Source organism: Marinobacter sp. C1S70 (genome assembly GCF_000475355.1).
In the GTDB taxonomy this organism is placed as follows: Bacteria; Pseudomonadota; Gammaproteobacteria; order Pseudomonadales; family Oleiphilaceae; genus Marinobacter; species Marinobacter nauticus.
Map to the genome: position 1 here is coordinate 13,702 of NZ_AXBW01000029.1, position 25,159 is coordinate 38,860.

A 25,159-nucleotide genomic window follows, 5' to 3' on the forward strand; every position below is an offset into this window, starting at 1 on the left:
TGCGAAACTTTTGAAGATTCGAAACTAAACAGAAGCGAACATTCGATGCATCCCCAATTACCGGTCTTCTCACTCCCCGAAACGGGCAAAAATCGCCTTTCAAGACCCCGGCAATGGAACGGGCGGACACACGGTTCTGGCACGTCGATCGCCAGTGTAATGGGTGCATGTCCGGTTGTTCGGGTGAGGCACCACAGGAATACACCAATCGCATGTCCAGATAATTCCTGATTTGATGCACAGACAGGGTGCAGCGACGGAACGCTTTGGAAATGACATGGCCTAGCTCCTGGGTGCTGACCTACGTTCAAGATTGGTATCGAACATTCAGGTATTAAAGGTCATGTTGGTAACGCCTTGCTCTGTCGAGCATAAGGTGCGCAATCCGCTGTCCCAGTTCGAAACCTTCCTGCACAGTCACCAGCTGCGCGCTTGGTTTATCTCGCCCCCAGGCCTCCCCGGCCTGTCGAGAGGCAAAGAAAAGGACATCGCAACAAAACGCACTTCGAATGTCTCCCGATGCGGCCACCGACACTAAAGAGACGACCGCGTCCTCCGGCTCAAGCGAAACCACTCTCTGTGGCGTAATCGTCATGTTGATCGGGTTGTTCGTCTGCGGGCAACGCGATTGCACCTGCGCCCGTTCGCCAATAACGGTTGGAAACATCAAGGCATCCAGTGCACACCAGGTGTAAAGGGGCCGATCGTTGATGACAAATGCATGCGGGGTTTCTCGCAGTGTGATGCCGGAGCCGATCAGCCGTCCCTGGCCGTCGTACTCGATGGTCCCGCAGGGCAGTTTTTCCAGCACCAACTCTGCCTCATCAGTCGTCCAGTTGAGCGACTTCGCGAGCCGCTCAACAGTGACCGGTTGTCCCAGGGCAAGCTCGCGCAACAGCGTCACATGAAGCGCGGCTTCCCTTTCGCCGGTCAGACCCAGCCGTTCCACGATCTCATCCATGTTATACATTGGCGGCACCGTCTTATCCCGCACAGCACGACAATTGCTTCACGTCCTTGGTGAAGGTTTGGGCACAGAGCTTGAGCCCCTCCACCATGGTCAGGTACGGGAACAGCTCATCGGCAATGTCGTTCACGGTCATACGCGCACGCAGCGCCATGACGGCCGTCTGGATCAGCTCACCGGCTTCGCCCGCGACGGACTGGACACCCAGCAATCGTCCGCTGCCACGCTCAGCGACCATCTTGATGAAGCCCCCGGTATCGAAGTTAACCAGGGCCCGGGGCACGTTATCGAGGGTCAGGGTGCGGCTGTCGGTGTCGTATCCCTGAGCCTGGGCCTCCGCCTCGGACAGACCGACGGTGGCCACTTGTGGATCGGTAAAGATCACCTCGGGCATGGCGCTGAGGTCGAGGCTGGCGTCACCGCCGGTCATGTTAATGGCGGCCCGACTACCACCGGCGGCAGCCACGTAGACGAACTGGGGTTGATCGGTGCAGTCCCCGGCTGCATAAATGCCGGACGCGGTCGTTTGCAGGTGGTTGTCGATCCGGATCGCGCCGCGCTCGGTAGCCACGCCGACGGCCTCCAGGTTCAGGTTCTCGGTATTGGGTGTGCGGCCACTGGCCACCAGCAGTTGCTCCGCCTCCAGGGTGCCGGCGTTGGTTTGGAGGGTGAACACCCGGCCATTGTGGGTAATCTCACTGGCCTGGGTCTGCTTGAGCACCTCGATGCCCTCGCGACGGAAGGCCGCTTCCACGGCTTCACCCACCGCCGGGTCTTCCTGAGACAGCACCCGGCTGCGGGCCAGAATGGTGACCCGACTGCCAAGGCGGGCAAAGGCCTGAGCCAGCTCGATGGCCACCACCGAGGCACCAATCACAACGAGGCGCTCGGGAATGTGATCCAGCTCCAGCGCACTGGTGGACGTGAGATAGGGCGTCTCGGATAGCCCCGGAACAGGCGGTTCGGCGGGCCGGGCACCGGTGCCGATAAAGGCCCGGTCGAAGTGCACCGTCTGCTCGCCGCCGTCGTTGAGCGTAACCGTCAGTGTGCGCTCGTCCACGAACCGCGCCTCGCCCTTGAGGACGGTAATCGCGGCATTGTCATTGAGAATGCTCTGGTACTTGGACTCGCGCAGCTCCTCCACCCGGGCCTGTTGCTGAGCCAGAAGGGCTGAACGATCCACCACCGGTGCCTGGGCACTCAGTCCGTCGTCAAACGGGCTTTCCCGGCGAAGGTGGGCGATATGCGCCGACCGGATCATGATTTTGGACGGTACGCAACCAATGTTGACGCAGGTTCCGCCGATGGTGCCGCGCTCAATCAGCGTCACCCGGGCACCGCGCTCCGTCGCTTTCAGGGCCGCAGCCATGGCACTGCCACCGCTGCCAATCACCGCAATGTGCAGGTTGTTGTCACTCATAAACGTTACTCCTTGGTTGAAGGGCTATCGCAGCAGGCGTCGTGTTTCTTTTTACGCCAGACGGCATAGCAGGTCAGGCCAATAAAAAAGACCAGTGCGGGCAAAAGCACGTAGTCGAGATAGCCGGTGAGGGCTGCCAGGCCTAAGGTTCCCAGCAAAACCACCAGTATTGGGGTAAAGCAGCACAGGGCGACCAGCACCGTGCCGATGACGCTCACCCGCAACAGGGTTTTGGGGTTTGCCATGGTTACTCCTGTTTTGCCTGAGATTGTTTCAGCGTGGACGGATAGCCGGCGTTGGTGGTGGCTTGCGTCAGTGCCTCAACGGTCGTTTTCTCGTCGTCGAAGGTGACCGTCGCATCGCGTTCTTCATAACGAACATCCACAGAGGTCACGCCCTCCACCCGGTTGAGAGCGGCCTTGACGGTGATCGGGCAGGCCGAACAGGTCATGCCAGGGACTGACAGGGTGACGGTTTGTGGTGCTGCCAGGGCCGGCAGGCTAACGAACAGGAATAACGCTGTGGCGATCAGTGATTTTTTCATGGTGCTATGCCTCTCAGTAAAATAGGGGTAAAACATAAGGGAACGCCAGCGCAGTCAGAATGAGCAGCGCGACAATCCAGAAAACAACCTTGTAGGTTGTGCGTACTTGCGGCACCGCGCAAACATCGCCCGGCTGGCAATCCTGTGCAGGCCGGTATATCCGGCGCCAGGCAAACACCATGGCCACCAGTGCCGCACCGATGAACCAGGGCCGATAGGGTTCCAGGGCGGCCAGATTGCCGATCCAGGCGCCTGAAACTCCTAACGCGATTAAAACCAGGGGACCAAGACAGCAGGCGGATGCCAGGACGGCGGCAACGCCCCCTGCGATCAGCGAACCGCGACCGGATTTGGGCTCAGACATTACGTTGGCTCCTTTCATGAGATGGATGACTGAGATAAGGTTACTCCCGTAGTCAGCTACGGAATCAACCCCCTATGTCCAAGAAACCACGTTCAATGACCATTGGCGCCCTGGCCAAGGCCGCCAATATCGGAGTGGAAACCATCCGCTATTACCAGCGCCGGGGACTGGTGGCAGAGCCTGACAAACCCTATGGAAGCATCCGCCATTACGACGATCAGGCGTTGGCGCGTCTTCAGTTCATTCGAACGGCCCAATGGTTGGGCTTCAGCCTGGATGAAATCGGAGGACTGCTAACACTGCAAGACGGCACCCATTGCGATGAAGCACGGGTACTGGGCGGACAGAAGCTCGCCAAGGTGCGTGAGAAAATTTCAAGTCTGCGGCGTATCGAGCGAACGCTGGAGGGGCTGGTGCAGGCATGTTGCACTGAGCAGGGTGACGTGAAGTGCCCGCTCATTACGTCTCTTTATAAGGGCGTAGAGGAAAACACGTCGTGAGCTTATCTACGAGAGCCAACTTCTCTGCCGGGGTCGGTTATGGCAACCAGCAAGGGGGCCGATCCGGTCGGCATCATACGTCGCCGCTTATCCCCGAGCCTACGCCAAATCTAAACGTTCGCTTTGCGACCAAGGCATCCTCTGAACTCTGCTAAACAAAAGCGAACATTTGCCTCTAGTAAGTCATCCGTGGAAACGGGGTAGAACCCGGGTGTAACGAAGAGCCAGGAGTAGACACTGAAATCCTTAACTTCTCTATGAAACATGTCACCGCGACAGGCTACCTCACTCCAAATGGGATGGTCGTTGTTGCTGGATCTGAAGCAGTATTGAAAAAGCGAGTGTCGACGAGGCAACGGCGATCATTGCGGATCTGAACGAACGCTTTCAGAGTATCGAAAAAATGGTCGGCACCATCGCCGGCGTGGCTGACCAGACCAATCTTATGTCGTTGAATGCAGCCGTAGAAGCAGCCCGGGCTGGTGAGCATGGGCGAGGATTGGACGTGGTTGCTGATAAAGTTCGCACGCTGGCGTCAAATACAGGCGTCTCTATCAAAGAAATTGCGGACGTAATTCATGCCATTCTGGAGCTTTCAAGGGGCGTCGAGCGTCAGGTACGTGAGTTGCTTGGCAAGGCCGTTGAAGGCAGAAAGCAGGTAACAGATGCTGAGTCGATCGTTGCTGAAATCCAGGGTGGCGCCAGCGATGTGCAGAATGCGATCGATGAAATTGGCCGGTGATACTGTCGTGACGCCGCCCCAGGAGGGCGACGTCACGACGAACTCGACTTTTACAGTTCTTGGGCGGTGGGCCGCAAGATAATCTCGTTAATATCGACATCGGCCGGTTGCTCGATGGCATAAACGATGGCCCGCGCCACGGCATCGGCATCAATCGCAACGCTGTACAGATCTTCTGCCGCTTTCTTGGCATTTGGATCGGTAATGGTGCTGGTGAGTTCGGTCGCTACGGCACCCGGTGAGATGTTGGTGCTGCGAATCTCATCACCGGCTTCCATCCGCAAGCCTTCCGAGAGGGCTTTGACTGCGAATTTCGTTGCGCAGTAAACAGCGGCACCGGGGAAGAGCTTGTGACCGGCGACAGAGGACAGGTTTATCACGTGGCCGCTGTGCTGTTCCCGCATGGTGGGCAACACCGCCGCAATGCCGTACATCACACCTTTGATGTTTACATCCACCATCTGGTCCCACTCGTCTACCTTGAGCGCATCCAGCGGTGCCAATGGCATCAAGCCGGCATTATTGACCAGCACATCGATCCTGCCAAAAGCTTCTTTTGCCGAGGCGGCCAGGGCTTCCACCTGTTTGCGGTCGGTTACATCGGTGACCTGCCAGATGACTTCGGCGCCCTTGGCACTCAGGTCCTCAGACAGGGCTTTCAGGCGGTCTTCTCGGCGTGCTGCTAGCACCAGTTTTGCGCCGCGGTCGGCCAGGCGGCGGGCCGTAGCTTCACCGAGGCCACTGCTGGCGCCGGTGATAATCACAACTTTGCTATTGATCAGATCGTTGGTGTTGCTCATGGTTTGTTTCCTTTTGGTGATAAAAGTTTTCTTCAGGCGCTGACTTCGAGTTCTTCCAGCGTTGGGTAATCGGTATAGCCGCGCTCATCGCCGCCATAAAATGTGCTGTCGTCCCACTTGTTCAACTCGGCGTGCTCGCGGAAACGCGCCGGCAGGTCGGGATTGGCAATAAACGGACGGCCAAAGGTGACCAGGTCACAACGGCCAGCGCTGATGCGCTTGCGCGCTTCCTCTGCGGTATAGGCACCGTTGGCAATATAAGTGCCCTTGAATCCGGCCTTGATAACGTCGATCACTTCTTCCGGGCGGCCATTGGCATGGTTGCCCTGGAAGGAATCTTCAACCACTTCCAGATAGGCAATGCCCAGATCATTGAGGCGACTGGCAAAAGCACCGAAGGTTTCCACTGGATCTTCGTCATACATGGCATTGAAGCTGCCGGTCGGGCTGATACGCACACCGACGTTTTCTTTACCCCAGACGTCGATGACCGCTTTCACCACCATCAGCGGCAGGCGCATGCGGTTTTCCACCGCACCGCCAAATTCGTCGGTGCGCTGATTGCTGCCGCTTTTGAGGAACTGGTCCAGCAGGTAGCCATTGGCAGCGTGTACCTGAACACCGTCGAACCCTGCGGACTTGGCGTTGATGGCGCCCTGACGAAACTGCTCTACGATAGCCGACATCTCACCTGCGTCCAGAGCTTTTGGTTCCGGCACATCCACCATTCCTGAATCGGCACTGATGAAGGTTTTCGCACCCTCAGGCTGGATGGCAGACGGAGCCACTGGCTTATTGCCATCTGGCTGCAGGGCGGTGTGGGAAATCCGGCCTACGTGCCATAGCTGAGCGTGTATGCGTCCACCGGCCATGTGCACGGCAGTTGTTACCTTCTTCCAGCCCACAACCTGTTCCGGGGAATGAATGCCTGGGGTAAACGCATAGCCTTTGCCCTGGGGCGATACCTGAGTGGCCTCGCTCAAAATCAGGCCCGCATCGGCGCGCTGCTGGTAGTACCGGGCATTCATCTCATTCGGGATATCGCCGGGCTGAGTGGAACGGGCCCGGGTGAGGGGCGACATCAGTACCCGGTTGGGAAGGGCAAGATCGCCCAGAAGATATGGCTGAAACAGTGGATCGTTTGGATTGCTCATTAAGTATCCTTCCTGAGGATGAAATGATTTTAATTAGACCAGTCTACTAGTCGAATGGCGAAAAAAAAGGAAGTGTCAGGCAATGCCAAGACACTGACGGAAAAAGACGGAAACAAAACGCTCCATCGGCTCGGTGCTCTTCAGGACTTTGGCTCTCAGGATGGCGCCCTCCCAGCCTGAAAGCAGAAAGCTGGCTACATCGGCGGGAACGATGGATTCATCCACTTCTCCAGCCAGTCTGGCTTCTTCAATGCAGCGCTCGAAACGCTTTTCCCAGCCTTGAAATACAGTATCCAGACGTTTGCGGAAAACTTCATCTTGGCCGGCCAGTTCCTGGCCAAGATTGCCAATGAGGCAACCGCGGGTGAACTCGCAACTGGTCATGGTTTCCTGGCCGGTGTCGAAGTAGGCGCGAAGACAATCAAGGCAGGAACGACTGGTGTCGTTGAAAATCCGATCCAACTTTGCGTCATATTCCTCGGCGAAGAAATCAATGATGGCGAGTCCGAAATCGTTTTTACTCTTGAAATAATGGTAGAACGACCCTTTGGGCACGCCGGCCGATGTTAGTACGCCGTTGATGCCTGTCGCGCCAAACCCTTTCTGGCCGATCAGGTCGGCGCCGGTCTGGATGATGTGGTAACGCGTGTCAGTGGATGTCATGGTTGCTATATATAGACCGGTCGTCTACAATGAGTCAAATTCGTATAACCCGAGACATGTTGTCCGGAATAGCCGAATTACCCCTGAACTGTATTGAAGGAGTCTGCCAGTGATCAAATCCCGTGCCGCCGTGGCATTCGCGCCTAACAAGCCGCTGGAAATCGTAGAAGTTGACGTTGAAGCGCCAAAAAAAGGCGAAGTCCTGGTTCGCATCGTTGCGACCGGTGTTTGCCACACCGATGCCTATACCTTGTCCGGCGCCGATTCGGAGGGCATTTTCCCAGCCATTCTGGGCCATGAGGGCGGCGGTATTGTCGAAGCGGTTGGCGAGGGCGTGACGTCTGTAGAAGTCGGTGATCATGTTATTCCGCTGTATACGGCCGAGTGTGGGCAGTGCAAGTTCTGCACGTCCGGGAAAACCAACCTCTGTGGCTCCGTGCGTGAGACCCAGGGTAAAGGTGTGATGCCCGACGGCACCTCCCGCTTCAGCTACAAGGGTGAGCCGGTATATCACTATATGGGCTGCTCCACCTTCTCCGAGTATACGGTGCTGCCGGAAGTCTCGCTGGCAAAAATTCCCAAGGAAGCGCCGCTGGAAAAAGTCTGCTTGCTGGGCTGTGGCGTCACCACCGGTATCGGTGCCGTGCTCAATACTGCCAAGGTGGAAGAAGGCGCCACTGTAGCCATCTTCGGCCTGGGCGGTATCGGCCTGGCGGCGATTATTGGCGCCAAAATGGCCAAGGCCAGCCGCATCATCGCCATTGACATCAACCCGGGTAAATTCGACATCGCCAAGGACCTGGGCGCCACCGATGTGGTCAACCCCAAGGATTACGACAAGCCGATCCAGGAAGTCATTGTGGAAATGACCGACGGCGGGGTGGATTATTCCTTCGAGTGCGTCGGCAACGTCCAGCTGATGCGCTCGGCCCTGGAGTGCTGTCACAAGGGCTGGGGCGAATCCATCATTATCGGGGTGGCCGGTGCCGGTGAGGAAATCAGCACCCGTCCGTTCCAGCTGGTCACGGGCCGAGTCTGGAAAGGCTCTGCGTTCGGCGGGGTGAAAGGCCGCACCGAGCTGCCGGGCTACGTGGAAAAGGCCAAGACCGGAGAGATTCCGCTGGATGTCTTTATCACTCATGACATGAAGCTTGAACAGATCAATGACGCCTTTGACCTGATGCACGAAGGCAAAAGCATCCGTTCGGTGATTCACTTCTGATGTTCCGCTTTCGCTTCCGTATGCGTTATGGTGAATGCGACGCCCAGAGCGTCGTGTTCAACGCCCGGTATGCGACCCTAGCGGGCACCGGTCATAAGTTATCTGGTGCTAAGTTCCCGCAAAGAAACGAAGAAGATCCCTGGCGACGACCGGCCACTCCCGCTCCGCCTGAAATGTGTGACTCATCCCTTCGTAGGATTTGAAATGACCACCCTCGCGTTTCGATTGGGCTCCTCCAGTCGCAAACAAAAGTAAACATTTGAAACCGATTACACCTTTATCTTTTTCGCAACGGCGTCAGTCAATGTTTCCGCCAGAGCGCGCACGCGCCGAGACTGTGATCGCCCCGGAGGAAACATCATCTGAAGAGGGGTCGGCAGCGGGCTGTACTCCTGCAACAGAGGCACCAGCCTCCCGGATTCAATGTCGGGCCCAACTTCCAGTTCTGACTTGAGGGCAATGCCAAGGCCATCAAGCGCCCATCGTCGCACTAAAGAGCCATCATTAACTGTCTTATTGCCGCGCACCGTCACACTCATTGGGCTTTTCTCGGTACCAAAGCGCCACACATTGTCAGGGATCGCTCCGAACCGCATGACCAAGCAGTTATGTCGAATCAGGTCGGCAGGCTCTTGCGGTGCGCCATGTGCAGCAATGTATGCAGGAGATGCGCAGACAATCCGGCGATGGTGTCCAAGGTTTCGGGCCCTCAAGGTGCTGTCTGTCAACGTGCCAAAGCGCAACGCAAGATCGAAACCTTGGCCAACGATGTCCACATATCCGTCGGACAGGTGCAAGTCGACTGAGATCGCGGGATGCTCAGTTGTGAAGGTCGAGATCACATCCGAAACGAAACTGCGGCCCAGACCGATCGGTGCACTGATGCGGATCGGCCCCGACAGTGTCTCGGCCCCGTGGCGGATTCGAGTGTCGAGGTCATCGATCTCGGCCAGCACCTCTTTGGCACCACTCAGCAACGTCCGGCCTTCTTCGGTCAGGCTTAGCGACCGTGTGGTGCGGTTGAAAAGAACAACGCCGTAATGTGCTTCCAGAGCGGCAAGCCGCTCGGAAACCGTGCTTGCAGAAAGGCCCACCTCACGGCCGGCAGCGACAAGACTGCCTTTCTCGGCGATGGTTAGAAAAAGGCGGATGTTATCAATCAACATTAAAAGGAAGTTCCGAATTATCTCTTTTGATCTTATCGATTTATCCGACCATGGCAAACAGTTAAATGACTCGGCCTCTGTCAGGAAATTCCGAAAACCGAAGGCGATCGGGTTACTGGAACAGGGTATCTCCGTAAAAAATAATGTCCGGATTTTCCGGATTATTATTTCGTGTTTCGATCGTTTATCCGGCAATGGAAGGCTTGTACATTTGGTCCATCGAAACCGTCGTCACAAACAGTGGCGTGCCGTGCATCCCAAGCCACTTCTGGAGAACGAAAATGAAAGCTATCGGCTATACCATTAATGGCGCAATTGACCGCGCCAACGCCTTGATCGACCTTGAGATCGAAAAACCCACCGCGACCGGCCATGACATCCTCGTCAAGGTCGAGGCCGTGTCGGTTAACCCGATCGACACGAAAATCCGCCAAAGCCGCGCTGCCGAGGGCGGTACGCCAGTGATCCTCGGTTGGGACGCCGTGGGCGAGGTTGTAGAAATTGGCGACAAGGTTAGCCAGTTCAAAACCGGCGACAAGGTCTGGTATGCGGGTGCGATCAACCGCCCCGGCACCAATGCCGAATACCACCTCGTTGATGCCCGCATCGTCGGCCACGCGCCGAAAAGCATCGAAACGTCCGCAGCTGCCGCCTTGCCCCTGACGACACTGACAGCCCAGGAGATGATCTTTGACCGCCTGAAGGTCACCGATTCCGTGCCGGGTGCCGCGAATGCCATCGTGATCATTGGCGGCGCGGGCGGCGTTGGCTCTATTGCGATACAGCTTCTGCGCGAGCAGACCGATCTGACCATCATTGCAACGGCCTCGCGCCCCGAAACGCAAGAATGGGTCAAGGAGCTGGGCGCGCATTATGTCGTGGACCATTCCAAATCCTTGTCGGAACAGATTGCAGCCCTGAACATCGGCGCGCCAGGGTTCGTATTTTCGACCAACTATTCCGAAACCTACGTGCCGCAGATCGTCGAATTCATTGCGCCTCAGGGTCGGTTTGGCCTGATTGACGATCCTGAAGTGTTTGACATCATGCCATTCAAGGCTAAGGCCGTGTCGATTCATTGGGAGCTGATGTTCACGCGTTCGCTGTTCACCACCGACGACATCGCGCGTCAGGGTGAAATCCTGGATGCCGTCGCTGCTTTGATCGACGCCGCGAAGATTCGTTCGACCGCGACCGAGAGTTTCGGGACGATCAATGCCGAAAACCTCAAGCGCGCCCATGCCCTGATTGAAAGCGGAAAAGCGAAGGGCAAGATCGTTTTAGAGGGTTTCTGAAAGGCAGGTGAGCAGGCTTGATCAGGTCATAAAATTACCTGTGAAAAGCTCAACGGATAACTTGCTGACCAAAGTGGTGAGAGATCAAGGCGCTTGGAGCGTTTGCGTTTTTGGGGTTGGCGGTGACTGCATTGATACTTGCCGCCACGGCAATGCAAAACAGGATGAGCGTATGGCACTGAACGATCTTCTCTGGCGGCGACCGCGCCATTACATGGATGTGGATGATGCACACGACCATGTTCACTGGGTCGAACTGTTCTTCGATCTGATCCATGTTGTCACGATCTTCATTCTGGGGAACTAACTTTCCCACCATCTGGACTGGCCGGGCTTCTGGATTTTCACCGGTCTGTTCCTGGCGATTTTCTACGCCTGGGCAGACAGTTCGGTCTACAACTCGCTGTATATCTCCACGGACATGCCGCATCGCGTGGCGATGGCACTGCAGATCGTGACGATGATGGTGATTGCGGCGGCGATTACAGACGTGGGCGGTAAAGGCTGGGTGTATTTCGCGCTGGGCTACGCGCTGAATCGGGCACTGACGGCCTATTTGTATTGGCGTGCGCGTTGTGTCGACAGCGCGGGTAACGAGTTGGCGCAGGAGCAGGGGCGGAATTTCTTCGTATTGGCCGGGTTGTTCGCGGTGTCGGCTTTTCTACCAAAACCACATGCTTACTGGGTTTTCGGTGCCGGCGTGGTAGCCATTCAGCTGCAGTACATGCTGCCGCGCGTCGGTACTCTGCGTTTCGAGCGCTTCGTGCCGAGTCTTGGCCATATCTCGAAGCGTTTCGGCCTGCTGATGTTGATTCTGCTGGGAGAGGGCTTCTTCAAGCTGGTGCTAACGCTGGCGGATAAGGGCATCTATAAGGTTGGCGCGGGGACGCTTTTCAATGTGACCATGGGCGGTTTGTCTCTCTTCGCGCTGGCCTGGATCTATTTCGACAGCGTCGGCAATGCGAAGCCGAAGAGCCGCCATGTCGATGTACTGGTGGGATACTGGCTGGGACACATCGCGATCCTTTGGAGCGCGGTGGCGATTAGCGTCGCGCTAGCCGGTGAAGTTTATGTCGGTCTGCAGGAGCCTTATCCTGAAGGCTATGGTGCGCTCGGTTCGGTCGGCCTCGCCGTTTTTCTTGCGGCGCTCTGGACGCTGCAGCGGATGGTGGCCAATGACGATGCCAACTGCCACTACCACAGCACTGGTTTGAGGGTGTTCGGTATTTTCATGGCCTTGGTCCTATTGGCCGTTCACCCTTTCGTGCCGTCGATTTTCGGCAACGCTCTTTGGGGGCTGGCGCTGTTCTCACAGATTGTCGTGCCGATTTATCGAGCTGTTAGGTCGATAGGTACTGCTGATGGCCACTAGCTGGCTGTCAATAAATCGAGCGGTGTCATTTACTGAGCACTGTCCAAGCTCCGCTTCTCGGCTCGGGCTTGTAGTGAACAGTACTTATGAACGTTCGCTTTGCGACCAGGGCTGACTCCGGGCCCAGCTAAACAAAAGCGGACGCTTGCGTACCCAAGATTCACCTGAAGACCTTGACCCTCAAAAAATCTGGCGAAAAAGCAAAGAACGAAAAACTCTACTCGCCTGTAGGACTAGAACGAGGATGGTGATAACGGGGGCAGAATGACACGCACGTCTATTTAGCTCCATCAATGGATGCCCCTCGGGTTGCTTACAAATAATCCGACCAGGTTTTCCCCTTGATTGCCAGAACAGCGAGCGGTAGGCGAAAAAAACTCTAAGTTGGACCAGAATGCCCCCCGAATCAGACGAAGGGCATTCCTGACAACGCGTACCCAAAATTAATTGGGATGCCAATCTTTCCTGCCCAGAATTCGGGCCGACCTCAGAAACTGCAGGAAGTTTTTTAGGCTCCGCCGGTCGCTTGGAGAAATCGGTACGGTTAGTGTTCGGGACCACTCCGGATGGGTTAAGCGGCCGTGCTTGCCACCGCGCCTGTAGGTCCAACCGTGTCTGACCAGGCGTCTAATCAGGACATTCCAGTCCTTGTCCGAACTGTACCTTTTCACCGCTGAATCCCTCCAGCTGCTCCGACCGTGTAGCGAGACTGAAATCTGTCTGCATCGAATGGCAGGTCGGAGAACGCAGACCCAGCGCCCGCCAGCAAAACGGGCTGGCTGTAAATATACCCCTGTGCTAGCGAAGTGTGATTCTGGAAGAACCGGCCATAGGGGTCGACCATGAGATACGACTCACACATGTCCTCGTTATCCTCGACACACTGGATCGGTTCGAACCTGCGATGTCTCTCAACGAATGTGTAAAACTCTTCATCACTGACGGCCAAGGAGCGGTCGGTGATTGGGAGCATGCGAAGGATTTTCCAGCGATCCGGTCGAAGTTCGTCAGCCAGGTGACTCAGATCCTCGCGAACATTACGCCGGTTCACCACCGTATTGAGTTTCAAGGCCAGCTCAGGATTGAGCTGGCGCGCCAGCCGTAAATTTTCGACCAGCTGACTTAGATGGAGGAGTCTACCTTTTCCGTCAAAACGGCCGATCTCTCGATTGGTGGCGGCTACAGCCGAATCGAGGCTGATACCCAGACAGGTCAGATCCGGCGCGAGCTGTCGTATCATCAGAGGGGTCAGACGCGAGGCATTGCTGATGAGCGACACCCGAAAACCGACCTCTCTCGCCGCCTGCACGATTTCGACCAGACGTTCGCCGAGAATGGACGGTTCGCCGCCGGCTAAGTTCAGGCGCAGCGCTTTCCAGGAAAGCTTTTTTCGCAAGGGATTGCTGTGGTTCCCAGGGCGAAAGAAGCGGAAAAGCTCGGTCAGCAAGCTCCGGATCATGAAATAGCTCACGCGGGTCCGGCCCGTCTGTCCACTTGGCGTAGCAATACCGGCACCGGTAGTTACACGCTTCGGTGATGTGCCAGTTAAGTGTCAGTTCCTCTAACACAGGAACGTTGGCAGACAACGCCGCAGTTGGGTTCGCGGGATTAAGAGAGGTCTTCGATTTCGTGTACATGCGTATACTCCTTGACGGTAACCGTCTGCACGGCCCGTAAAGTGGCTACATGGCGGACGCACGGCGTCAGAGTAGGAGCATCGGGCTCCAGTACACCATTTTGTTCAGGATTGGCCTTTCGGCCGGTTATCATGGGTTGCGCAGGAGGGCGCGGCGATGCCTGAGTGCCTTCTCATAGTTGACGTCGGAACCGAGATCGAGCCGCTGTGTCATGAGCAGCCACCATTCGGCCGCGATCAGGCCGCGCTTCAGATCCCTCAGGCCAGGGTTCTTTTTCGAGTCCCTGCGAACCGCCCGGTAACACTCTCTGGCGACCTCCCGCACACTCTCATCCGGATCGGACTGTCTGGTGAAGAAAACGGCCTTATGCACCTTTCCTGACGGATCAAAGCCAAGCTCCATAAGTGCTTTCAGATACCCCTGGCGCCAGATGGGGGATTGTTCGGTCACCTGGCCCGCCTCGTAGGTATCGCCAATGAGCTTTTCCCCCTTCCGGAGCCTAAGGCGGCTGAGGCAGAAATCCATCAGGTCGCGCGAAAACGCTTCGTAGCATGCGATTTCAGCGTCTTCGTATTCCTCGGAGCGAACGCCCGGTTTTGAATTCACAATATTCGCCCAACGGACCCTGGCCTGATGTTCCATCGATCCATACCAGTCAGTGGCATTGTCATCGTTCTTCAGACTGAACCGGCAAACCGATTCGTCTGCAAGCGGTCGGGGCGAGGAGCGCATGAGCATCAGGCGGTGGCGAAGCGCTTTGGATGAATTTAAAAACTCCAGGCGGCTCAACAACTGCTTCAGCTGCTTCTGGTGCTCTGGCTGGCCATTCTCGGCAAGCGTGCGTCGAAGCAATCCGAGGCTTTTGTCGATGTGTGGGGCCAAAAATTCATCATCCAGCCGGTCGATCGCAGCGACGGTCCACTCCGGGATCAGCTGGGTTGGGAATTCGTGTTCTTGGATCAGGTCCTGGAGCAGCGCCTTCCACCAATCCTGGAGCTCTTGGAAAGCTGCTTCAGTTTCTAGACGCAACCGACCCGACAGGGCCGCCACCTTGCTCTTGGGGTCCAGACGGCTAAGCTCGTCCAGCCAGCACGACTTCCAGGCGTCAAATAAACCCGCCGCCCACCATTTTCCACTCTCACCACCGATAGAGAAGCCGCCGTACCCTGTTCGCTTATAACTTTGCAGGGTGACAGAAAGGTCTCGCCGGACCGACCACCGGAGCCAGGCTTCGATATGCCCGGCTGTAAGCCGGTCGCAGAGTTGTTTGAGATATTCTCCTTCAGCAGCGACTCGCTCCTCCGCAGATTGCGAAAAAATGTCGGGGGGGCTGGTGCGCCGTGTAAAGATGGCGTTCAGTTGCTTCGCCCAAAGCTCCTTTTCCTCGTCCGACGCAGAGGACAGGTTCATATGAATATACAAGGTCTCGTGCAACTGAGTCCGGTGGATGTTCAACCATTCTTGGGCCGCGGCCAGCACCTTGTGGTGGTTGGCCGAGGCGATTTCCCGTTCCAGAGCTCTGCTGAGCGCTGCCCACTCGTCCTCCACTGCCCGGAACACTCCCTCGAACTCATTGGCGAGGAGGCCGGATTCTGCATCACGCGCAACCCACGTTCTGAGGAACTTCATGCCCTTCAGGAATTCATGGTTGCTGCGGGTCGGCGGGCCCTGAAGGTCGTCCAAGGGCTGAAGCTCCAGCGAAGCCACCGCAATCAGGTTTTTCATCCGGTATTCAAACTCATCCGCGATGGCCCCGTCTGGCTGGTGATCCACCTGGGAAGCCATCACACGGAAAAAGTTCCAGAGCCGGTCGCTCCTTTCGTCCGGCCCCATTGCTTGGAGCACTTCGTCACCGAAGAGAGCGGGGGAATAGCAGAAGTCCCGGCCGTAGAGCCCAAAGACAAACTGCCAGAAAGAGACCGGGGCGAAGGCACCTGACTGCGATTCGAAAACGGAGTGGTAGAACGCGTAGGGCGATGCCGGAAAGCAACTCAGCGCAACGTCCTCAGCGAAACGAAAAAGCACAGACTTCTGGCGAGGCGCCACGTGCCGGGTCTGCAGTTCGAAGCTAAGCTTATCCATCAACCGGGGGGCTGACAGAAACGCTGCGCATTTCTCCGAATCCATGGTATGCGGCAGAGTCCGCTTCAGGGCATCTTCGAGATCACATGCCGTCCAGAAGACGCGCTTCCAGTTTTCGGAAAAATGTTCGGTGAGCAGTGTGCGGAACGGGCCATCGATGCCAGATTCATCGAGCGCTTGAATGAAACGTTCGGTCAGTTCGGTTTTTTCATTAATAGAGAGGTCGCCTAAAGGCGCATCAATTTTGAGCACGGGTGTCTCCTGCTGATTAAGACTAGGACTAGGTCTCACTAATTAGGTCACGCGCCAGAAAAAGATCTGGTTTGCAGCTGAAACCTCCCGTGCATCAGACAGGAGCGGAGGGTGAGCATCAGGCTCGTTAGCCGACTGCAAATTAACGCCAGCCAAATCTTAGGGCGTCGATTTATCTACGTCAACTAGATGTTTTTATGCAACGCAACGCTTTCGGCTACTCCGACTGGCATTGGCTGTTCGGGAGAGCCACTGCCGTCAGTAAAAAATATCGACTATCTCGTGGTGGGCGGATAAGAGGCCGAGGTCCCGGAGCTGGCCGCAAAGGGAAACCGCTCACTTCCCCTCCGCAAGGGGAAAATACAATCGCCAAAGGCACCGTCGTACGCATCCCCAAGGAAGTTAACGCGTCAGCCCAAGAATCAAACATTCAAACTGGACTTGCTCCGCAACACGGGAAATCTCTTGGCCTCAAACGGAGGCCATTTCATCGGCATTTATCGATCAACCTGGGTGTCCGCTTTGCGACCAATGCTACTCACGGATCCGAGCTAAATTAAACCGAGCACTGGGGCGCTGGAGTCACCGACATGTTAATGGGCCTTGTATTGAGGCGTTTACATGAATAATCAAAAGGCTGAGACCTCCATGCGAGCTCTTTAGTTCTGTTTAGTAGTGAAGTTTACTAATTTAGTAGGAAAGATTATTAAAGTGTACTAAGTCAGAACGAAACACCAGGAACCGCAAGCTTTCTCCGAGAAAAACAACGAGCACTGTATTCGGGTTTGAATATTCTGGGTGGAGTAAATGCTGGGTCAGGTCAGCGGCTCCAAACCGGCGCGTGAACCGGGCGTTACTGTCCAACCCGAATGTCCGCCTAGGGACCAAAAGCTGAAAATGTCTGCTTGGATGGCGCAGCGTGGCTGTGCCATGAAGATAGTTAGGTGCAAACTGTGCAAAGGTCACACTAGTAGGTCGTGATGCATTCGCCCGAATTAACTGGGCACTGCCAAGGCACCATTTGGGCACAGGCGCAACAATCGAGAAAAATTCCCGCTTTTAATCTTACCGTGCAAAGGTCACTGATCGAATCGGAGGTGTTTGGCCTGCTCAGGTGCGAGCGAGACAGGTGAGGGTGTTGCCTTGGTGATAACTCATTGATTTGCCAAATTAATGGCCCGCCCGTCAGGATTCGAACCTGAGACCTTCGCCTCCGGAGGGCGACGCTCTATCCAGCTGAGCTACGGGCGGATTTCAACAAATTTGGCATGTTTGACCGTTGCCTTCGGTTCCGGATTTTTTCTCTGACCCTTGCCTCCGGAGGGCAACGCTCTATCCAGCTGAGCTACGGGCGCATTCGAAACAACGAGTGCTCGTCAATTTCGAGTGCGCAATCTTACGTGTGCCGGCGGCTTCTGTCCAGCCCCGGCCATTAACCGTTTCGTTCAGATTCGGGGTAGCCGCTGGTCTGGCGTCAGGTTGACCAGGTTATGCTCGTTGCTGATGGTCACTTCGCCATCCTGAATGCTTACCTGCAAGGTCATAGACCGTTCTGCCAAGGCGGCCAATGCCGCTGTTTCCTCTGCCGGAAGGTCGACAATAGTAAGGTTGCTAAATCTTTCCAGCTTGTTATGGTGCTTGTCCCACCACACCGGCACCGCACGCCCGCCGTAGGTATAGAGAATGACCTGGTTGGCCTTGTTGCAGGCCTTGCGCAGGCGGTCTTCCTCGGGCAGGCCCAGTTCCACCCAGAGTTCGATGTCTCCGGTCAGGGATTTTTGCCAGAGTTCCGGCTCGTCGTCTGTGCTCAGGCCTTTGGTAAATTCCAGGTTATCGTTGGCGTTGAGGGCGAAGGCCAGCAGCCGGATCATCATCCGCTCGTCGGTTTCAGAGGGATGGCGGGCAACGGTCAGATGGTGGTCGGCGTAGTAGTGCCGGTCCATATCGGCGATATGGAGGGTGGCTTTGAAGATGGTGGCTTTCAGTGCCATTGAATGAATAGTCCTGTGGTCTTTGGGCGGGTCAGGGCGTTAGTGTAGAGCATATTGAGCGTGGCGGGGCATAGCAGCATGGTGTTGTTGCGGGGTTTTCTGGTTCTGGTGGTGTTTTTTCTGCTGGGTGAGGCATTGCGGGTACTGGTCGGCCTGCCCATCAGTGGTGGCGTGCTGGGGATGGTGATGGTCACGGCCACTCTGATGTTGAGGGGGCGGGTCAGTGATCAGTTGGCGGAAGCCAGTCGCGGGCTGATCTCGGTGCTGGTGCTGCTGATTTCACCGGGTGTTGTCGGGGTGTTCTTTATTGCCGATCGCTTTGCGGGCCACTGGTCTTCCGTTGCAGTGGCTTTGGTTGCGGGTACCTTGCTGAGTTCCGTGACCACGCTGTGGCTGATGAAGAAAACAGCGGGAGATCGCACCCGGGGGCACAGTCATGACTGAGTTCAACGGACGAATGCAGGAATTGCTGCTGGTCTGGACCACAGGCCCGATGCTTTCCATTGCCCTGACGCTGGCGGCGTTTATGGCGGCAAACTGGTTGTTCGCGAAGGTGGGACGCCCCCTGTGGATGCCGCCGGTATTGATGGCGGCGGTGATTCTGGCGGCGGCGGTGGCGGCCAGTGGTATTGGCTATGAAACCTATCAGCAGGGGGCGCGCTGGTTAACGGTATTGTTGGGCCCGGCGACGGTGGCCCTGGGTGTGCCTTTGTATCAGCAGATGCACCATATTCGCGCGCTCTGGCGGCCAATTCTGTGCACCTTGCCACTGGCGGCCAGTCTGGCAGCCGTCTATGCGGTGGGTATTGCCTGGCTGATGGACGCTCCGCTTTCCATACTGGCGTCGCTGGCGCCGAAGTCGGTTACCGCGCCCATTGCCATGGGTATTGCCGAACAGCTGGGTGGCTCGGTCGCACTCACCCTCGGCGGCCTGCTGATTACCGGCGTACTGGCCTCGGTATTTGTGGACTGGGGAGCCAAATGGATGAAGATTTCCGATGACCGGATGGTGGGTTTTGCCCTGGGGCTCAACGGTCATGCCATTGGCACTGCCCGGGCGTTTGAGATCAGCCCCACGGCGGGCGCTTTTGCTTCCCTGGGGATGGGATTGACGGGCGTGTTTACGGCGCTGTTTTTGCCTTTTGTTTTTCCGTTCTGAGGTTGCTGCTTTTTGGGTCATTCACCATACGAATAGGCCCATGTCGCAATTTCGATTGCCGTAAGGGTTTTCCGAGACTAGCTTGTTTGCCAGGCAATCGGTGCCGTCCTGCACCGATGTTCCGTGAAAATTCCTAAAACAGCGACGGAAAACGCGATGAAAAAGATACTGGCAGCTTTTGTTGGCTCCATGGCCCTGGCGTCTGCGCCTCTGGCCCTGGCAGCCGATGCGACCAAAGAACTGAAAATGGCGTACGACGCCGATCCCGTAACCCTCGATATTCATGAGCAGTTGTCTGGCGGCATTCTGCAGTTGTCCCACATGAGCTTTGATCCGCTGTTGCGCTGGACCAAAGATCTGGGTTTCGAGCCGCGCCTGGCAGAAAGCTGGGAGCGTGTGGACGACAAGACCATGCGCTTCAAGCTGCGCGAGGGTGTGAAGTTCCATTCCGGTAACGAACTGACCACGGCCGATGTGAAGTTCACCTTTGAGCGACTGAAGGAAAGCCAGGACTTCAAGGCGATTTTCAAACCCTTCAGCGCCATCAATGTGATCGACGATTACACCTTCGAGCTGGTCACCAGCGAGCCTTACCCTCTGCTGCTGAACACCGCCACCTACATTTTCCCGCTGGACAGTGAGTTCTATTCCGGCCAGACCGAAGATGGCAAAGACAAGGACGCCATCCTCAAGCACGGCAACTCCTTTGCTTCCGAGAACCTGTCCGGCACCGGTCCTTACACGGTAACCGAGCGTAAACAGGGCGTGCGTGTCGAGTTCGAGCGTTTCGATGATTACTGGGATACTGAGTCTCCGGGCAACGTGGGCAAGATCGTGCTGACTCCGATCAAGGAAAACGCTACCCGGGTATCCGCTCTGCTCTCCGGTGGTGTCGATTTCATCGCTCCGGTTCCGCCCAATGATCTGGACCGCATCAAGCGCGACCGCAACAGCGAACTGGTGACCATGAGCGGCACCCGTATCATCCTGTTCCATATGAATCAGGAGCGGGTTGAAGCCTTCAAGAATCCGAAAGTTCGCCAGGCGATCGCCTACGCCATCAACCAGGAAGGCATTGCTGCCAAGATCATGAAAGGCTTTGCCACGCCGGCAGCACAGATGTCGCCAGCGGGTTACCAGGGCCATAACGAAAACCTGAAGCCTCGCTTCGATGTTGAGAAAGCCAAGCAGCTGATGAAAGAAGCCCGCTATGAGGACGGCTTTACCATCACCATGATGGCCCCCAACAACCGCTACGTGAACGACGACAAGATCGCACAGGCAGCGGCGGCCATGCTGGCGCGCATCAACATCAAGGTGGATCTGAAAACCCTGCCGAAAGCCCAGTACTGGCCGGAGTATGACAACCGTGCCGCCGATATGATGCTGATTGGCTGGCACGCAGACACCGAGGATTCGGCCAACTTCTACGAATTCCTCACCTTCTGCCCGGATGCTGACAGCGGTGATGGCCAGTACAACGCCGGCAACTACTGCAACCCGGAAATCGATGCCCTGGTGGAAAAAGCCAACGTGGAGACCGACCTGGACAAGCGTGCGGCCATGCTGCAGGAAGTGGAACAGCGTCTGTACGACGACGCAGCCTTCGTACCGCTGCACTGGCAGGACCTGGCCTGGGCCTCTCGCAAGGGCGTGAACATCGAGCCGGTGCTCAATGTCATGAACTTCCCCTACCTGGGCGATCTGGTTATCGAATAAGGGGAGCGTGCTCCCTGAGACCCAACCTCTCTCCCGGTGCGGGAGAGAGGCTTTCACGTATTCATCAACGGTAAATCCTTCATGCTAGCGTTTTTGGTTCAGCGGATATCCCAGGCGCTGCTGGTCATGTTTGTGATCAGCATCATCGCCTTTGCCATTCAGGATGGCCTAGGGGACCCGCTTCAGGAAATGGTGGGCATGTCCGTCTCTGCCGAAGAGCGGGAAGCCATTCGCGAGGAGCTGGGGCTGAACGACCCCTTCCTGGTCCAGTACCTGCGGTTTGCGGGTAATGCCATACAGGGCGACCTGGGCAATTCCTATTTTTACAGCAAGCCGGCGCTGGAAGTGATTGCCGAACATCTGCCAGCGACCCTGGAGCTGGTGATCGGCGCGAGCCTGATCATCATCTTCCTGTCGGTACCCATTGGCGTGTATGCCGCCATCCGACCCCAGGCCTGGCTGTCCAAATTCTTCATGGGCGTGAGTACGGTCGGTATTTCCATACCGGTGTTTCTCACGGCCATTGTTCTGATTCAGTTGTTCTCCATTGGTGTAACGGTCAACTGGTTTCCGGCCGATACCGGTTGGGGCCAGTGGCTCAACGATTTCTTTACCACCGAAGGTGGGCTGCCGTCCTATGGCCGTGGTGATGACCTGGTGCACCTGTTCGGCACCTGGGAATCCGGCCTGTTTACCAGCGAAGGCCTGGCCCATCTGGTGCTGCCCTGCGTGTCGCTGGCGTCCATTATGCTGCCGCTGTTTATCCGCCTGATCCGGGCGGAGATGATGGAAGTTCTGCAAAGCGATTACATCCGCTATGCCCGGGCCAAGGGTTTGAGTGCGGGCCGTATCAATTTCCTGCATGCCCTGAAGAACACCATGCTGCCGGTGATTACTGTGGGTGGCGTACAGATCGGCATTATGGTGGCCTACACCATCCTGACCGAGACGGTGTTTCAGTGGCCGGGGCTGGGTCTGATGTTCCTGGAGGCCATCACTCGCAGCGATATTCCCCTGATTGTGGCTTACCTGATGGTGGTTGGCCTGATCTTTGTGGTGACCAACACCCTGGTGGACCTGATCTACGGACTGGTCAATCCCACCGTCAAACTGACAGGTAAGAAAGCATGACAACGGCAACGGTTTCCCGCTGGGACCGCTTCCGCGAGTCCTTTTTCTGGTACAGCTTCAAACGCGACAAGGTAGCGATTGCGAGCTTTCTGGTGCTGCTGGCCATGGTGCTGGCGGCGGTGTTTGCGCCTTGGCTGGCGCCCGCCGATCCATATGATCTGGCGCAGATCAACATCATGAACTCCGAGCTTCCACCGGTGGGCCTGGACGGGGCTGATCCTGCCTTCCCGCTGGGCACCGATGCCCAGGGGCGGGATCTGCTCTCCACCATTCTGTACGGCACCCGGGTGTCGCTGATGATCGGCTTTGGGGCCGTGGTGCTGCAGGCGGCGTTGGGTATCTTGTTTGGTCTTCTGGCCGGCTATCTGGGCGGTAAGGTCGATGCCATCCTGATGCGCATTGCCGACGTGCAGCTGTCGTTCTCCACCCTGATGGTCGCCATTATTGTGGGTGCTGTGTTCAAGGCCAGTTTTGGCAACCTGATGTTCGGCGAGATTGCCATCTACATGCTGATCTTCATCATCGGTGTGGCGGAATGGCCGCAGATCGCCCGTACTGTCCGGGCCTCAGTGCTGGCGGAGAAGAAAAAGGAGTATGTGGATGCCGCCAAGGTGATGGGTTTCGGTACGCCGCGCATCATGTTCCGGCACATCCTGCCCAATACCCTGTCGCCGATTTTTGTGATTGCCACGGTACAGATTGCCAATGCCATTATCTCCGAAGCGGCGCTGTCGTTCCTCGGCCTTGGCATGCCGGAAACCCAGCCGTCACTGGGTTCGTTGATCAAATCCGGTTTTGACTACATTCAGAGCGGTTCCTGGTGGATCACCCTGATCCCGGGCCTGGTGCTGGTGGTGCTCGTGCTGGTCATCAACCTGTTGGGTGACTGGTTGCGGGATGTAATGAACCCACGGCTGTACAAGGGGTAACACCATGGCACTGTTGGAAGTAAAAGATCTGGATGTGCGCTTCGCGGTGCGTGGCGGAGACCTGACGGCCCTGCGCGGTATCAGCTTCAGCCTGGACAAAGGCGAGCGGCTGGGCCTGGTGGGCGAATCCGGCGCCGGCAAGTCGGTGGCGGCTTTCTCCATCCTCAACCTGATCGCCCGGCCGGGCTACATTGCCGGCGGGCAGATCCTGTTTGAAGGGAAAGACCTGGCAGCCATGAGCGAGCGCGAGTTGCGGAAGATTCGTGGCAACCGCATCGCCATGATCTTCCAGGACCCGATGATGACCCTGAATCCGGTGCTCACCATCGGTACCCAGATGGTGGAGGCTATCCTGGCGCACCGGAAGATCAGCAAGAAAGAGGCGAGGGCCATTGCCCTGGATCGTCTGCAGAAGGTGCAGATTCCGTCGCCGGAAAAACGACTGGATCAGTATCCCCATGAACTGTCCGGCGGTATGCGCCAGCGGGTGATCATTGCCATTGCCCTGCTGCTGGACCCGGAAATCATCATTGCGGATGAACCCACCACCGCCCTGGATGTGACCATTCAGGCGGAGATCATGGATTTGCTGCTGAACCTGTGCGAGCAGGAGAACGTGGCGCTGATGCTGATTACCCACGATCTCGGTGTGGTCTCGCAGGTGACCCAGCGCATGCTGGTGATGTACTCCGGCCGGATCATCGAGCAGGGCCCGACCCGGGAAATCATCAACGACGCCCAGCATCCCTACACCCAGGGGCTGATCAACGCGCTGCCCCAGATGGGGGAGCCGGGTGCGCGGCTGTTCCAGATTCCCGGCTCCATGCCGTCCCTGAAAAATGTGCCGTCCGGTTGCCCGTTCCACCCCCGTTGCAACTTCGCCACCGAGCAGTGCAAGCGCGCCATGCCGGAGTATGTGCGCTCGGGCAATGTCGATGTCGCCTGTTACGAAGTTGCCAACCTGATTGAGCAGGAGAAACGCATGCAGGAGGCGGAATCATGACCTCCCCGTTGGTTAGTATCCGGAACCTGGAAAAGCGTTTTGACCTTTCCGGCGGCTTTCTGGAACAGATTCAGTTTGAAGGCGGTCGCTTTCGCCGCAAGCAGGAAGCCGTGCATGCCATCAACGGCGTGAACCTGGATGTGAACAAGGGCGAGGCCCTGTGCGTGGTGGGGGAGTCCGGCTGCGGAAAATCCACCGTGGCCCGCACGGTGATGGGGCTGATTTCCCCCAGTGCCGGCGAGATTCACTACGACGGTCAACGCATCGACAACCTGGGCGGCAAGGCGGCATTGCCATACCGGCGCAAGATGCAGATGATTTTCCAGAACCCCTATGCGTCCCTGAACCCGCGGATGACGATTCAGCAGACCCTGGAAGAACCGATCCGTTTTCACCATCAGGACTGGTCTCCAACCCAGGTGCGGGACAAGATCCACGAGGTGATGCACTCGGTGGGCATCGATCCGGACTGGGGCAGTCGCTTCGGCCACGAGTTCTCCGGCGGCCAGCGCCAGCGGATTGCCATTGCCCGCGCCCTGGCGGTGGACCCGGAATTTATCGTTGCCGATGAGCCCATCTCGGCCCTGGATGTGTCTATCCAGGCCCAGGTGCTGAATCTGTTGATGGATGCCCAGGAAAGCCGTGGTCTGACCTACCTGTTCATTACCCACGATCTCGCGGTGGTAGAACACTTCGGTACCCGGGTGGCCGTCATGTACCTGGGCCGGGTGTGTGAGCTGGCAGACACCAAAACCCTGTTCGCCATGCCCCGGCATCCCTATACCCAGGCGTTGCTGTCGGCCATCCCGAAACTCGAGGATGACCGGCCCAATCACATTCGCCTTCAGGGCGAGGTGCCCACGCCGGTGAATCTGCCCTCGGGGTGCGTGTTCCACGGCCGCTGCCCCTACGCCAATGAGCGTTGCCGGCAGGAAGTTCCACAGCTGATCGCCACCGACGGCGGGGCGCAGGTGGCCTGTCACGCCGTTGAGGAAGGGCGTTTGTAACGGCCGGGCGCGCATAGGCTATCATGCCTGCAGCAACGTA

At 57.0% G+C, this 25,159-nt stretch carries 25 protein-coding genes and 1 tRNA gene; 12 read left to right on the top strand and 14 right to left on the bottom strand.

Annotation, left to right across the window (positions count from 1 at the left end):
- Positions 1-334 precede the first annotated feature (334 nt).
- Genes merB through merT form a run of 5 tightly spaced genes read right to left on the bottom strand, consistent with a single transcriptional unit; the run spans position 335 to position 3,295 of the window.
- Positions 335-970 carry an organomercurial lyase MerB gene (gene merB / locus Q669_RS09765; protein WP_008175605.1) on the bottom strand — a complete coding sequence of 212 codons (636 nt, stop codon included), beginning with the start codon at positions 968-970 and terminating at the stop codon, positions 335-337.
- 13 nt (positions 971-983) lie between these two features.
- On the bottom strand, positions 984-2,387 hold the full coding sequence (gene merA, locus Q669_RS09770) for a mercury(II) reductase (RefSeq protein ID WP_008175602.1): 1,404 nt from the start codon (positions 2,385-2,387) through the stop codon (positions 984-986).
- A gap of 5 nt (positions 2,388-2,392) precedes the next feature.
- Complete coding sequence (gene merF / locus Q669_RS09775; RefSeq protein WP_008175600.1) at positions 2,393-2,632, bottom strand: mercury resistance system transport protein MerF; 240 nt, start codon at positions 2,630-2,632, stop codon at positions 2,393-2,395.
- Between the two features lie 2 nt (positions 2,633-2,634).
- Entirely contained in the window at positions 2,635-2,931 is a 297-nt protein-coding gene (merP, locus tag Q669_RS09780; RefSeq protein ID WP_008175598.1) for a mercury resistance system periplasmic binding protein MerP, read from the bottom strand.
- Positions 2,932-2,944: 13 nt separating this feature from the next.
- Complete coding sequence (gene merT, locus Q669_RS09785; protein ID WP_008175596.1) at positions 2,945-3,295, bottom strand: mercuric ion transporter MerT; 351 nt, start codon at positions 3,293-3,295, stop codon at positions 2,945-2,947.
- Positions 3,296-3,369: 74 nt separating this feature from the next.
- On the opposite strand from merT, the gene Q669_RS09790 reads away from it, so the two are divergent.
- Positions 3,370-3,795: a MerR family transcriptional regulator gene (locus tag Q669_RS09790; RefSeq protein WP_008175593.1), complete on the top strand. Its 426-nt coding sequence runs from the start codon at positions 3,370-3,372 to the stop codon at positions 3,793-3,795.
- 328 nt (positions 3,796-4,123) lie between these two features.
- Positions 4,124-4,537 (top strand): methyl-accepting chemotaxis protein, encoded by a 414-nt coding sequence (locus Q669_RS09795; RefSeq protein WP_081699724.1) that lies wholly within the window; start codon positions 4,124-4,126, stop codon positions 4,535-4,537.
- A 50-nt stretch (positions 4,538-4,587) separates the two neighbouring features.
- On the opposite strand, the gene Q669_RS09800 is transcribed toward Q669_RS09795, so the two are convergent.
- From Q669_RS09800 to Q669_RS09810, 3 genes are all read right to left on the bottom strand, one after another.
- A complete protein-coding gene (locus Q669_RS09800; RefSeq protein ID WP_022992095.1) occupies positions 4,588-5,337 on the bottom strand; it encodes an SDR family oxidoreductase in 750 nt (249 codons plus the stop codon).
- 32 nt (positions 5,338-5,369) lie between these two features.
- A complete protein-coding gene (locus tag Q669_RS09805; protein ID WP_022992096.1) occupies positions 5,370-6,491 on the bottom strand; it encodes an alkene reductase in 1,122 nt (373 codons plus the stop codon).
- A 75-nt stretch (positions 6,492-6,566) separates the two neighbouring features.
- A complete protein-coding gene (locus tag Q669_RS09810) occupies positions 6,567-7,154 on the bottom strand; it encodes a TetR/AcrR family transcriptional regulator (protein ID WP_022992097.1) in 588 nt (195 codons plus the stop codon).
- 109 nt (positions 7,155-7,263) lie between these two features.
- Here Q669_RS09810 and Q669_RS09815 point away from each other — a divergent pair, with 109 nt between their 5' ends.
- Positions 7,264-8,376 carry an S-(hydroxymethyl)glutathione dehydrogenase/class III alcohol dehydrogenase gene (locus tag Q669_RS09815; protein ID WP_022992098.1) on the top strand — a complete coding sequence of 371 codons (1,113 nt, stop codon included), beginning with the start codon at positions 7,264-7,266 and terminating at the stop codon, positions 8,374-8,376.
- 269 nt (positions 8,377-8,645) lie between these two features.
- On the opposite strand, the gene Q669_RS09820 is transcribed toward Q669_RS09815, so the two are convergent.
- Entirely contained in the window at positions 8,646-9,542 is an 897-nt protein-coding gene (locus tag Q669_RS09820) for a LysR family transcriptional regulator (protein ID WP_022992099.1), read from the bottom strand.
- A gap of 281 nt (positions 9,543-9,823) precedes the next feature.
- Here Q669_RS09820 and Q669_RS09825 point away from each other — a divergent pair, with 281 nt between their 5' ends.
- Positions 9,824-10,837 carry a zinc-binding alcohol dehydrogenase family protein gene (locus Q669_RS09825; protein WP_022992100.1) on the top strand — a complete coding sequence of 338 codons (1,014 nt, stop codon included), beginning with the start codon at positions 9,824-9,826 and terminating at the stop codon, positions 10,835-10,837.
- Positions 10,838-10,886: 49 nt separating this feature from the next.
- Here Q669_RS09825 and Q669_RS19725 read toward each other — a convergent pair whose 3' ends face one another.
- Positions 10,887-11,114 carry a hypothetical protein gene (locus Q669_RS19725; protein ID WP_164732071.1) on the bottom strand — a complete coding sequence of 76 codons (228 nt, stop codon included), beginning with the start codon at positions 11,112-11,114 and terminating at the stop codon, positions 10,887-10,889.
- Positions 11,115-11,156: 42 nt separating this feature from the next.
- On the opposite strand from Q669_RS19725, the gene Q669_RS09830 reads away from it, so the two are divergent.
- Positions 11,157-12,209 carry a low temperature requirement protein A gene (locus tag Q669_RS09830; protein ID WP_227501087.1) on the top strand — a complete coding sequence of 351 codons (1,053 nt, stop codon included), beginning with the start codon at positions 11,157-11,159 and terminating at the stop codon, positions 12,207-12,209.
- Positions 12,210-12,876: 667 nt separating this feature from the next.
- On the opposite strand, the gene Q669_RS09835 is transcribed toward Q669_RS09830, so the two are convergent.
- The 4 genes from Q669_RS09835 to Q669_RS09850 form a co-directional block, all read right to left on the bottom strand.
- Entirely contained in the window at positions 12,877-13,680 is an 804-nt protein-coding gene (locus Q669_RS09835; protein ID WP_227501081.1) for a viperin family antiviral radical SAM protein, read from the bottom strand.
- A gap of 295 nt (positions 13,681-13,975) precedes the next feature.
- Positions 13,976-16,180: a hypothetical protein gene (locus Q669_RS09840; RefSeq protein WP_022992104.1), complete on the bottom strand. Its 2,205-nt coding sequence runs from the start codon at positions 16,178-16,180 to the stop codon at positions 13,976-13,978.
- Between the two features lie 1,174 nt (positions 16,181-17,354).
- Positions 17,355-17,431, bottom strand: a tRNA-Arg gene (locus Q669_RS09845).
- A 194-nt stretch (positions 17,432-17,625) separates the two neighbouring features.
- A complete protein-coding gene (locus Q669_RS09850; RefSeq protein ID WP_022992105.1) occupies positions 17,626-18,171 on the bottom strand; it encodes a YaeQ family protein in 546 nt (181 codons plus the stop codon).
- 78 nt (positions 18,172-18,249) lie between these two features.
- On the opposite strand from Q669_RS09850, the gene Q669_RS09855 reads away from it, so the two are divergent.
- The 7 genes from Q669_RS09855 to Q669_RS09885 all read left to right on the top strand — a co-directional run bounded on the left by Q669_RS09855 (position 18,250) and on the right by Q669_RS09885 (position 25,119).
- Positions 18,250-18,615 (top strand): CidA/LrgA family protein, encoded by a 366-nt coding sequence (locus Q669_RS09855; RefSeq protein WP_022992106.1) that lies wholly within the window; start codon positions 18,250-18,252, stop codon positions 18,613-18,615.
- Positions 18,608-19,330 (top strand): LrgB family protein, encoded by a 723-nt coding sequence (locus Q669_RS09860; RefSeq protein ID WP_014420317.1) that lies wholly within the window; start codon positions 18,608-18,610, stop codon positions 19,328-19,330. Before Q669_RS09855 ends, Q669_RS09860 begins: the two co-directional genes overlap by 8 nt.
- Positions 19,331-19,486: 156 nt before the next feature.
- The gene (locus tag Q669_RS09865; protein ID WP_022992107.1) at positions 19,487-21,049 is read left to right on the top strand and encodes an ABC transporter substrate-binding protein; all 1,563 of its coding nucleotides are present in this window, start codon (positions 19,487-19,489) and stop codon (positions 21,047-21,049) included.
- A gap of 81 nt (positions 21,050-21,130) precedes the next feature.
- A complete protein-coding gene (locus tag Q669_RS09870; RefSeq protein ID WP_011783995.1) occupies positions 21,131-22,180 on the top strand; it encodes an ABC transporter permease in 1,050 nt (349 codons plus the stop codon).
- On the top strand, positions 22,177-23,109 hold the full coding sequence (locus Q669_RS09875; RefSeq protein WP_011783996.1) for an ABC transporter permease: 933 nt from the start codon (positions 22,177-22,179) through the stop codon (positions 23,107-23,109). The genes Q669_RS09870 and Q669_RS09875 overlap by 4 nt, the downstream gene beginning before the upstream one ends.
- Before the next feature lie 4 nt (positions 23,110-23,113).
- Positions 23,114-24,112 carry an ABC transporter ATP-binding protein gene (locus Q669_RS09880; protein ID WP_011783997.1) on the top strand — a complete coding sequence of 333 codons (999 nt, stop codon included), beginning with the start codon at positions 23,114-23,116 and terminating at the stop codon, positions 24,110-24,112.
- Entirely contained in the window at positions 24,109-25,119 is a 1,011-nt protein-coding gene (locus Q669_RS09885; RefSeq protein ID WP_011783998.1) for an ABC transporter ATP-binding protein, read from the top strand. The genes Q669_RS09880 and Q669_RS09885 overlap by 4 nt, the downstream gene beginning before the upstream one ends.
- Positions 25,120-25,159 lie beyond the last annotated feature (40 nt).

What these genes read in the sequence shown, in the direction of transcription:
- merB (WP_008175605.1), bottom strand. Translation starts at nt 970, where the DNA reads ATGTATAACATGGATGAGATCGTGGAACGGCTGGGTCTGACCGGCGAA.
- merA (WP_008175602.1), bottom strand. Translation starts at nt 2,387, where the DNA reads ATGAGTGACAACAACCTGCACATTGCGGTGATTGGCAGCGGTGGCAGT.
- merF (WP_008175600.1), bottom strand. Translation starts at nt 2,632, where the DNA reads ATGGCAAACCCCAAAACCCTGTTGCGGGTGAGCGTCATCGGCACGGTG.
- merP (WP_008175598.1), bottom strand. Translation starts at nt 2,931, where the DNA reads ATGAAAAAATCACTGATCGCCACAGCGTTATTCCTGTTCGTTAGCCTG.
- merT (WP_008175596.1), bottom strand. Translation starts at nt 3,295, where the DNA reads ATGTCTGAGCCCAAATCCGGTCGCGGTTCGCTGATCGCAGGGGGCGTT.
- Q669_RS09790 (WP_008175593.1), top strand. Translation starts at nt 3,370, where the DNA reads ATGTCCAAGAAACCACGTTCAATGACCATTGGCGCCCTGGCCAAGGCC.
- Q669_RS09800 (WP_022992095.1), bottom strand. Translation starts at nt 5,337, where the DNA reads ATGAGCAACACCAACGATCTGATCAATAGCAAAGTTGTGATTATCACC.
- Q669_RS09805 (WP_022992096.1), bottom strand. Translation starts at nt 6,491, where the DNA reads ATGAGCAATCCAAACGATCCACTGTTTCAGCCATATCTTCTGGGCGAT.
- Q669_RS09810 (WP_022992097.1), bottom strand. Translation starts at nt 7,154, where the DNA reads ATGACATCCACTGACACGCGTTACCACATCATCCAGACCGGCGCCGAC.
- Q669_RS09820 (WP_022992099.1), bottom strand. Translation starts at nt 9,542, where the DNA reads ATGTTGATTGATAACATCCGCCTTTTTCTAACCATCGCCGAGAAAGGC.
- Q669_RS09825 (WP_022992100.1), top strand. Translation starts at nt 9,824, where the DNA reads ATGAAAGCTATCGGCTATACCATTAATGGCGCAATTGACCGCGCCAAC.
- Q669_RS19725 (WP_164732071.1), bottom strand. Translation starts at nt 11,114, where the DNA reads ATGGATCAGATCGAAGAACAGTTCGACCCAGTGAACATGGTCGTGTGC.
- Q669_RS09850 (WP_022992105.1), bottom strand. Translation starts at nt 18,171, where the DNA reads ATGGCACTGAAAGCCACCATCTTCAAAGCCACCCTCCATATCGCCGAT.
- Q669_RS09855 (WP_022992106.1), top strand. Translation starts at nt 18,250, where the DNA reads ATGGTGTTGTTGCGGGGTTTTCTGGTTCTGGTGGTGTTTTTTCTGCTG.
- Q669_RS09860 (WP_014420317.1), top strand. Translation starts at nt 18,608, where the DNA reads ATGACTGAGTTCAACGGACGAATGCAGGAATTGCTGCTGGTCTGGACC.
- Q669_RS09865 (WP_022992107.1), top strand. Translation starts at nt 19,487, where the DNA reads ATGAAAAAGATACTGGCAGCTTTTGTTGGCTCCATGGCCCTGGCGTCT.
- Q669_RS09870 (WP_011783995.1), top strand. Translation starts at nt 21,131, where the DNA reads ATGCTAGCGTTTTTGGTTCAGCGGATATCCCAGGCGCTGCTGGTCATG.
- Q669_RS09875 (WP_011783996.1), top strand. Translation starts at nt 22,177, where the DNA reads ATGACAACGGCAACGGTTTCCCGCTGGGACCGCTTCCGCGAGTCCTTT.
- Q669_RS09880 (WP_011783997.1), top strand. Translation starts at nt 23,114, where the DNA reads ATGGCACTGTTGGAAGTAAAAGATCTGGATGTGCGCTTCGCGGTGCGT.
- Q669_RS09885 (WP_011783998.1), top strand. Translation starts at nt 24,109, where the DNA reads ATGACCTCCCCGTTGGTTAGTATCCGGAACCTGGAAAAGCGTTTTGAC.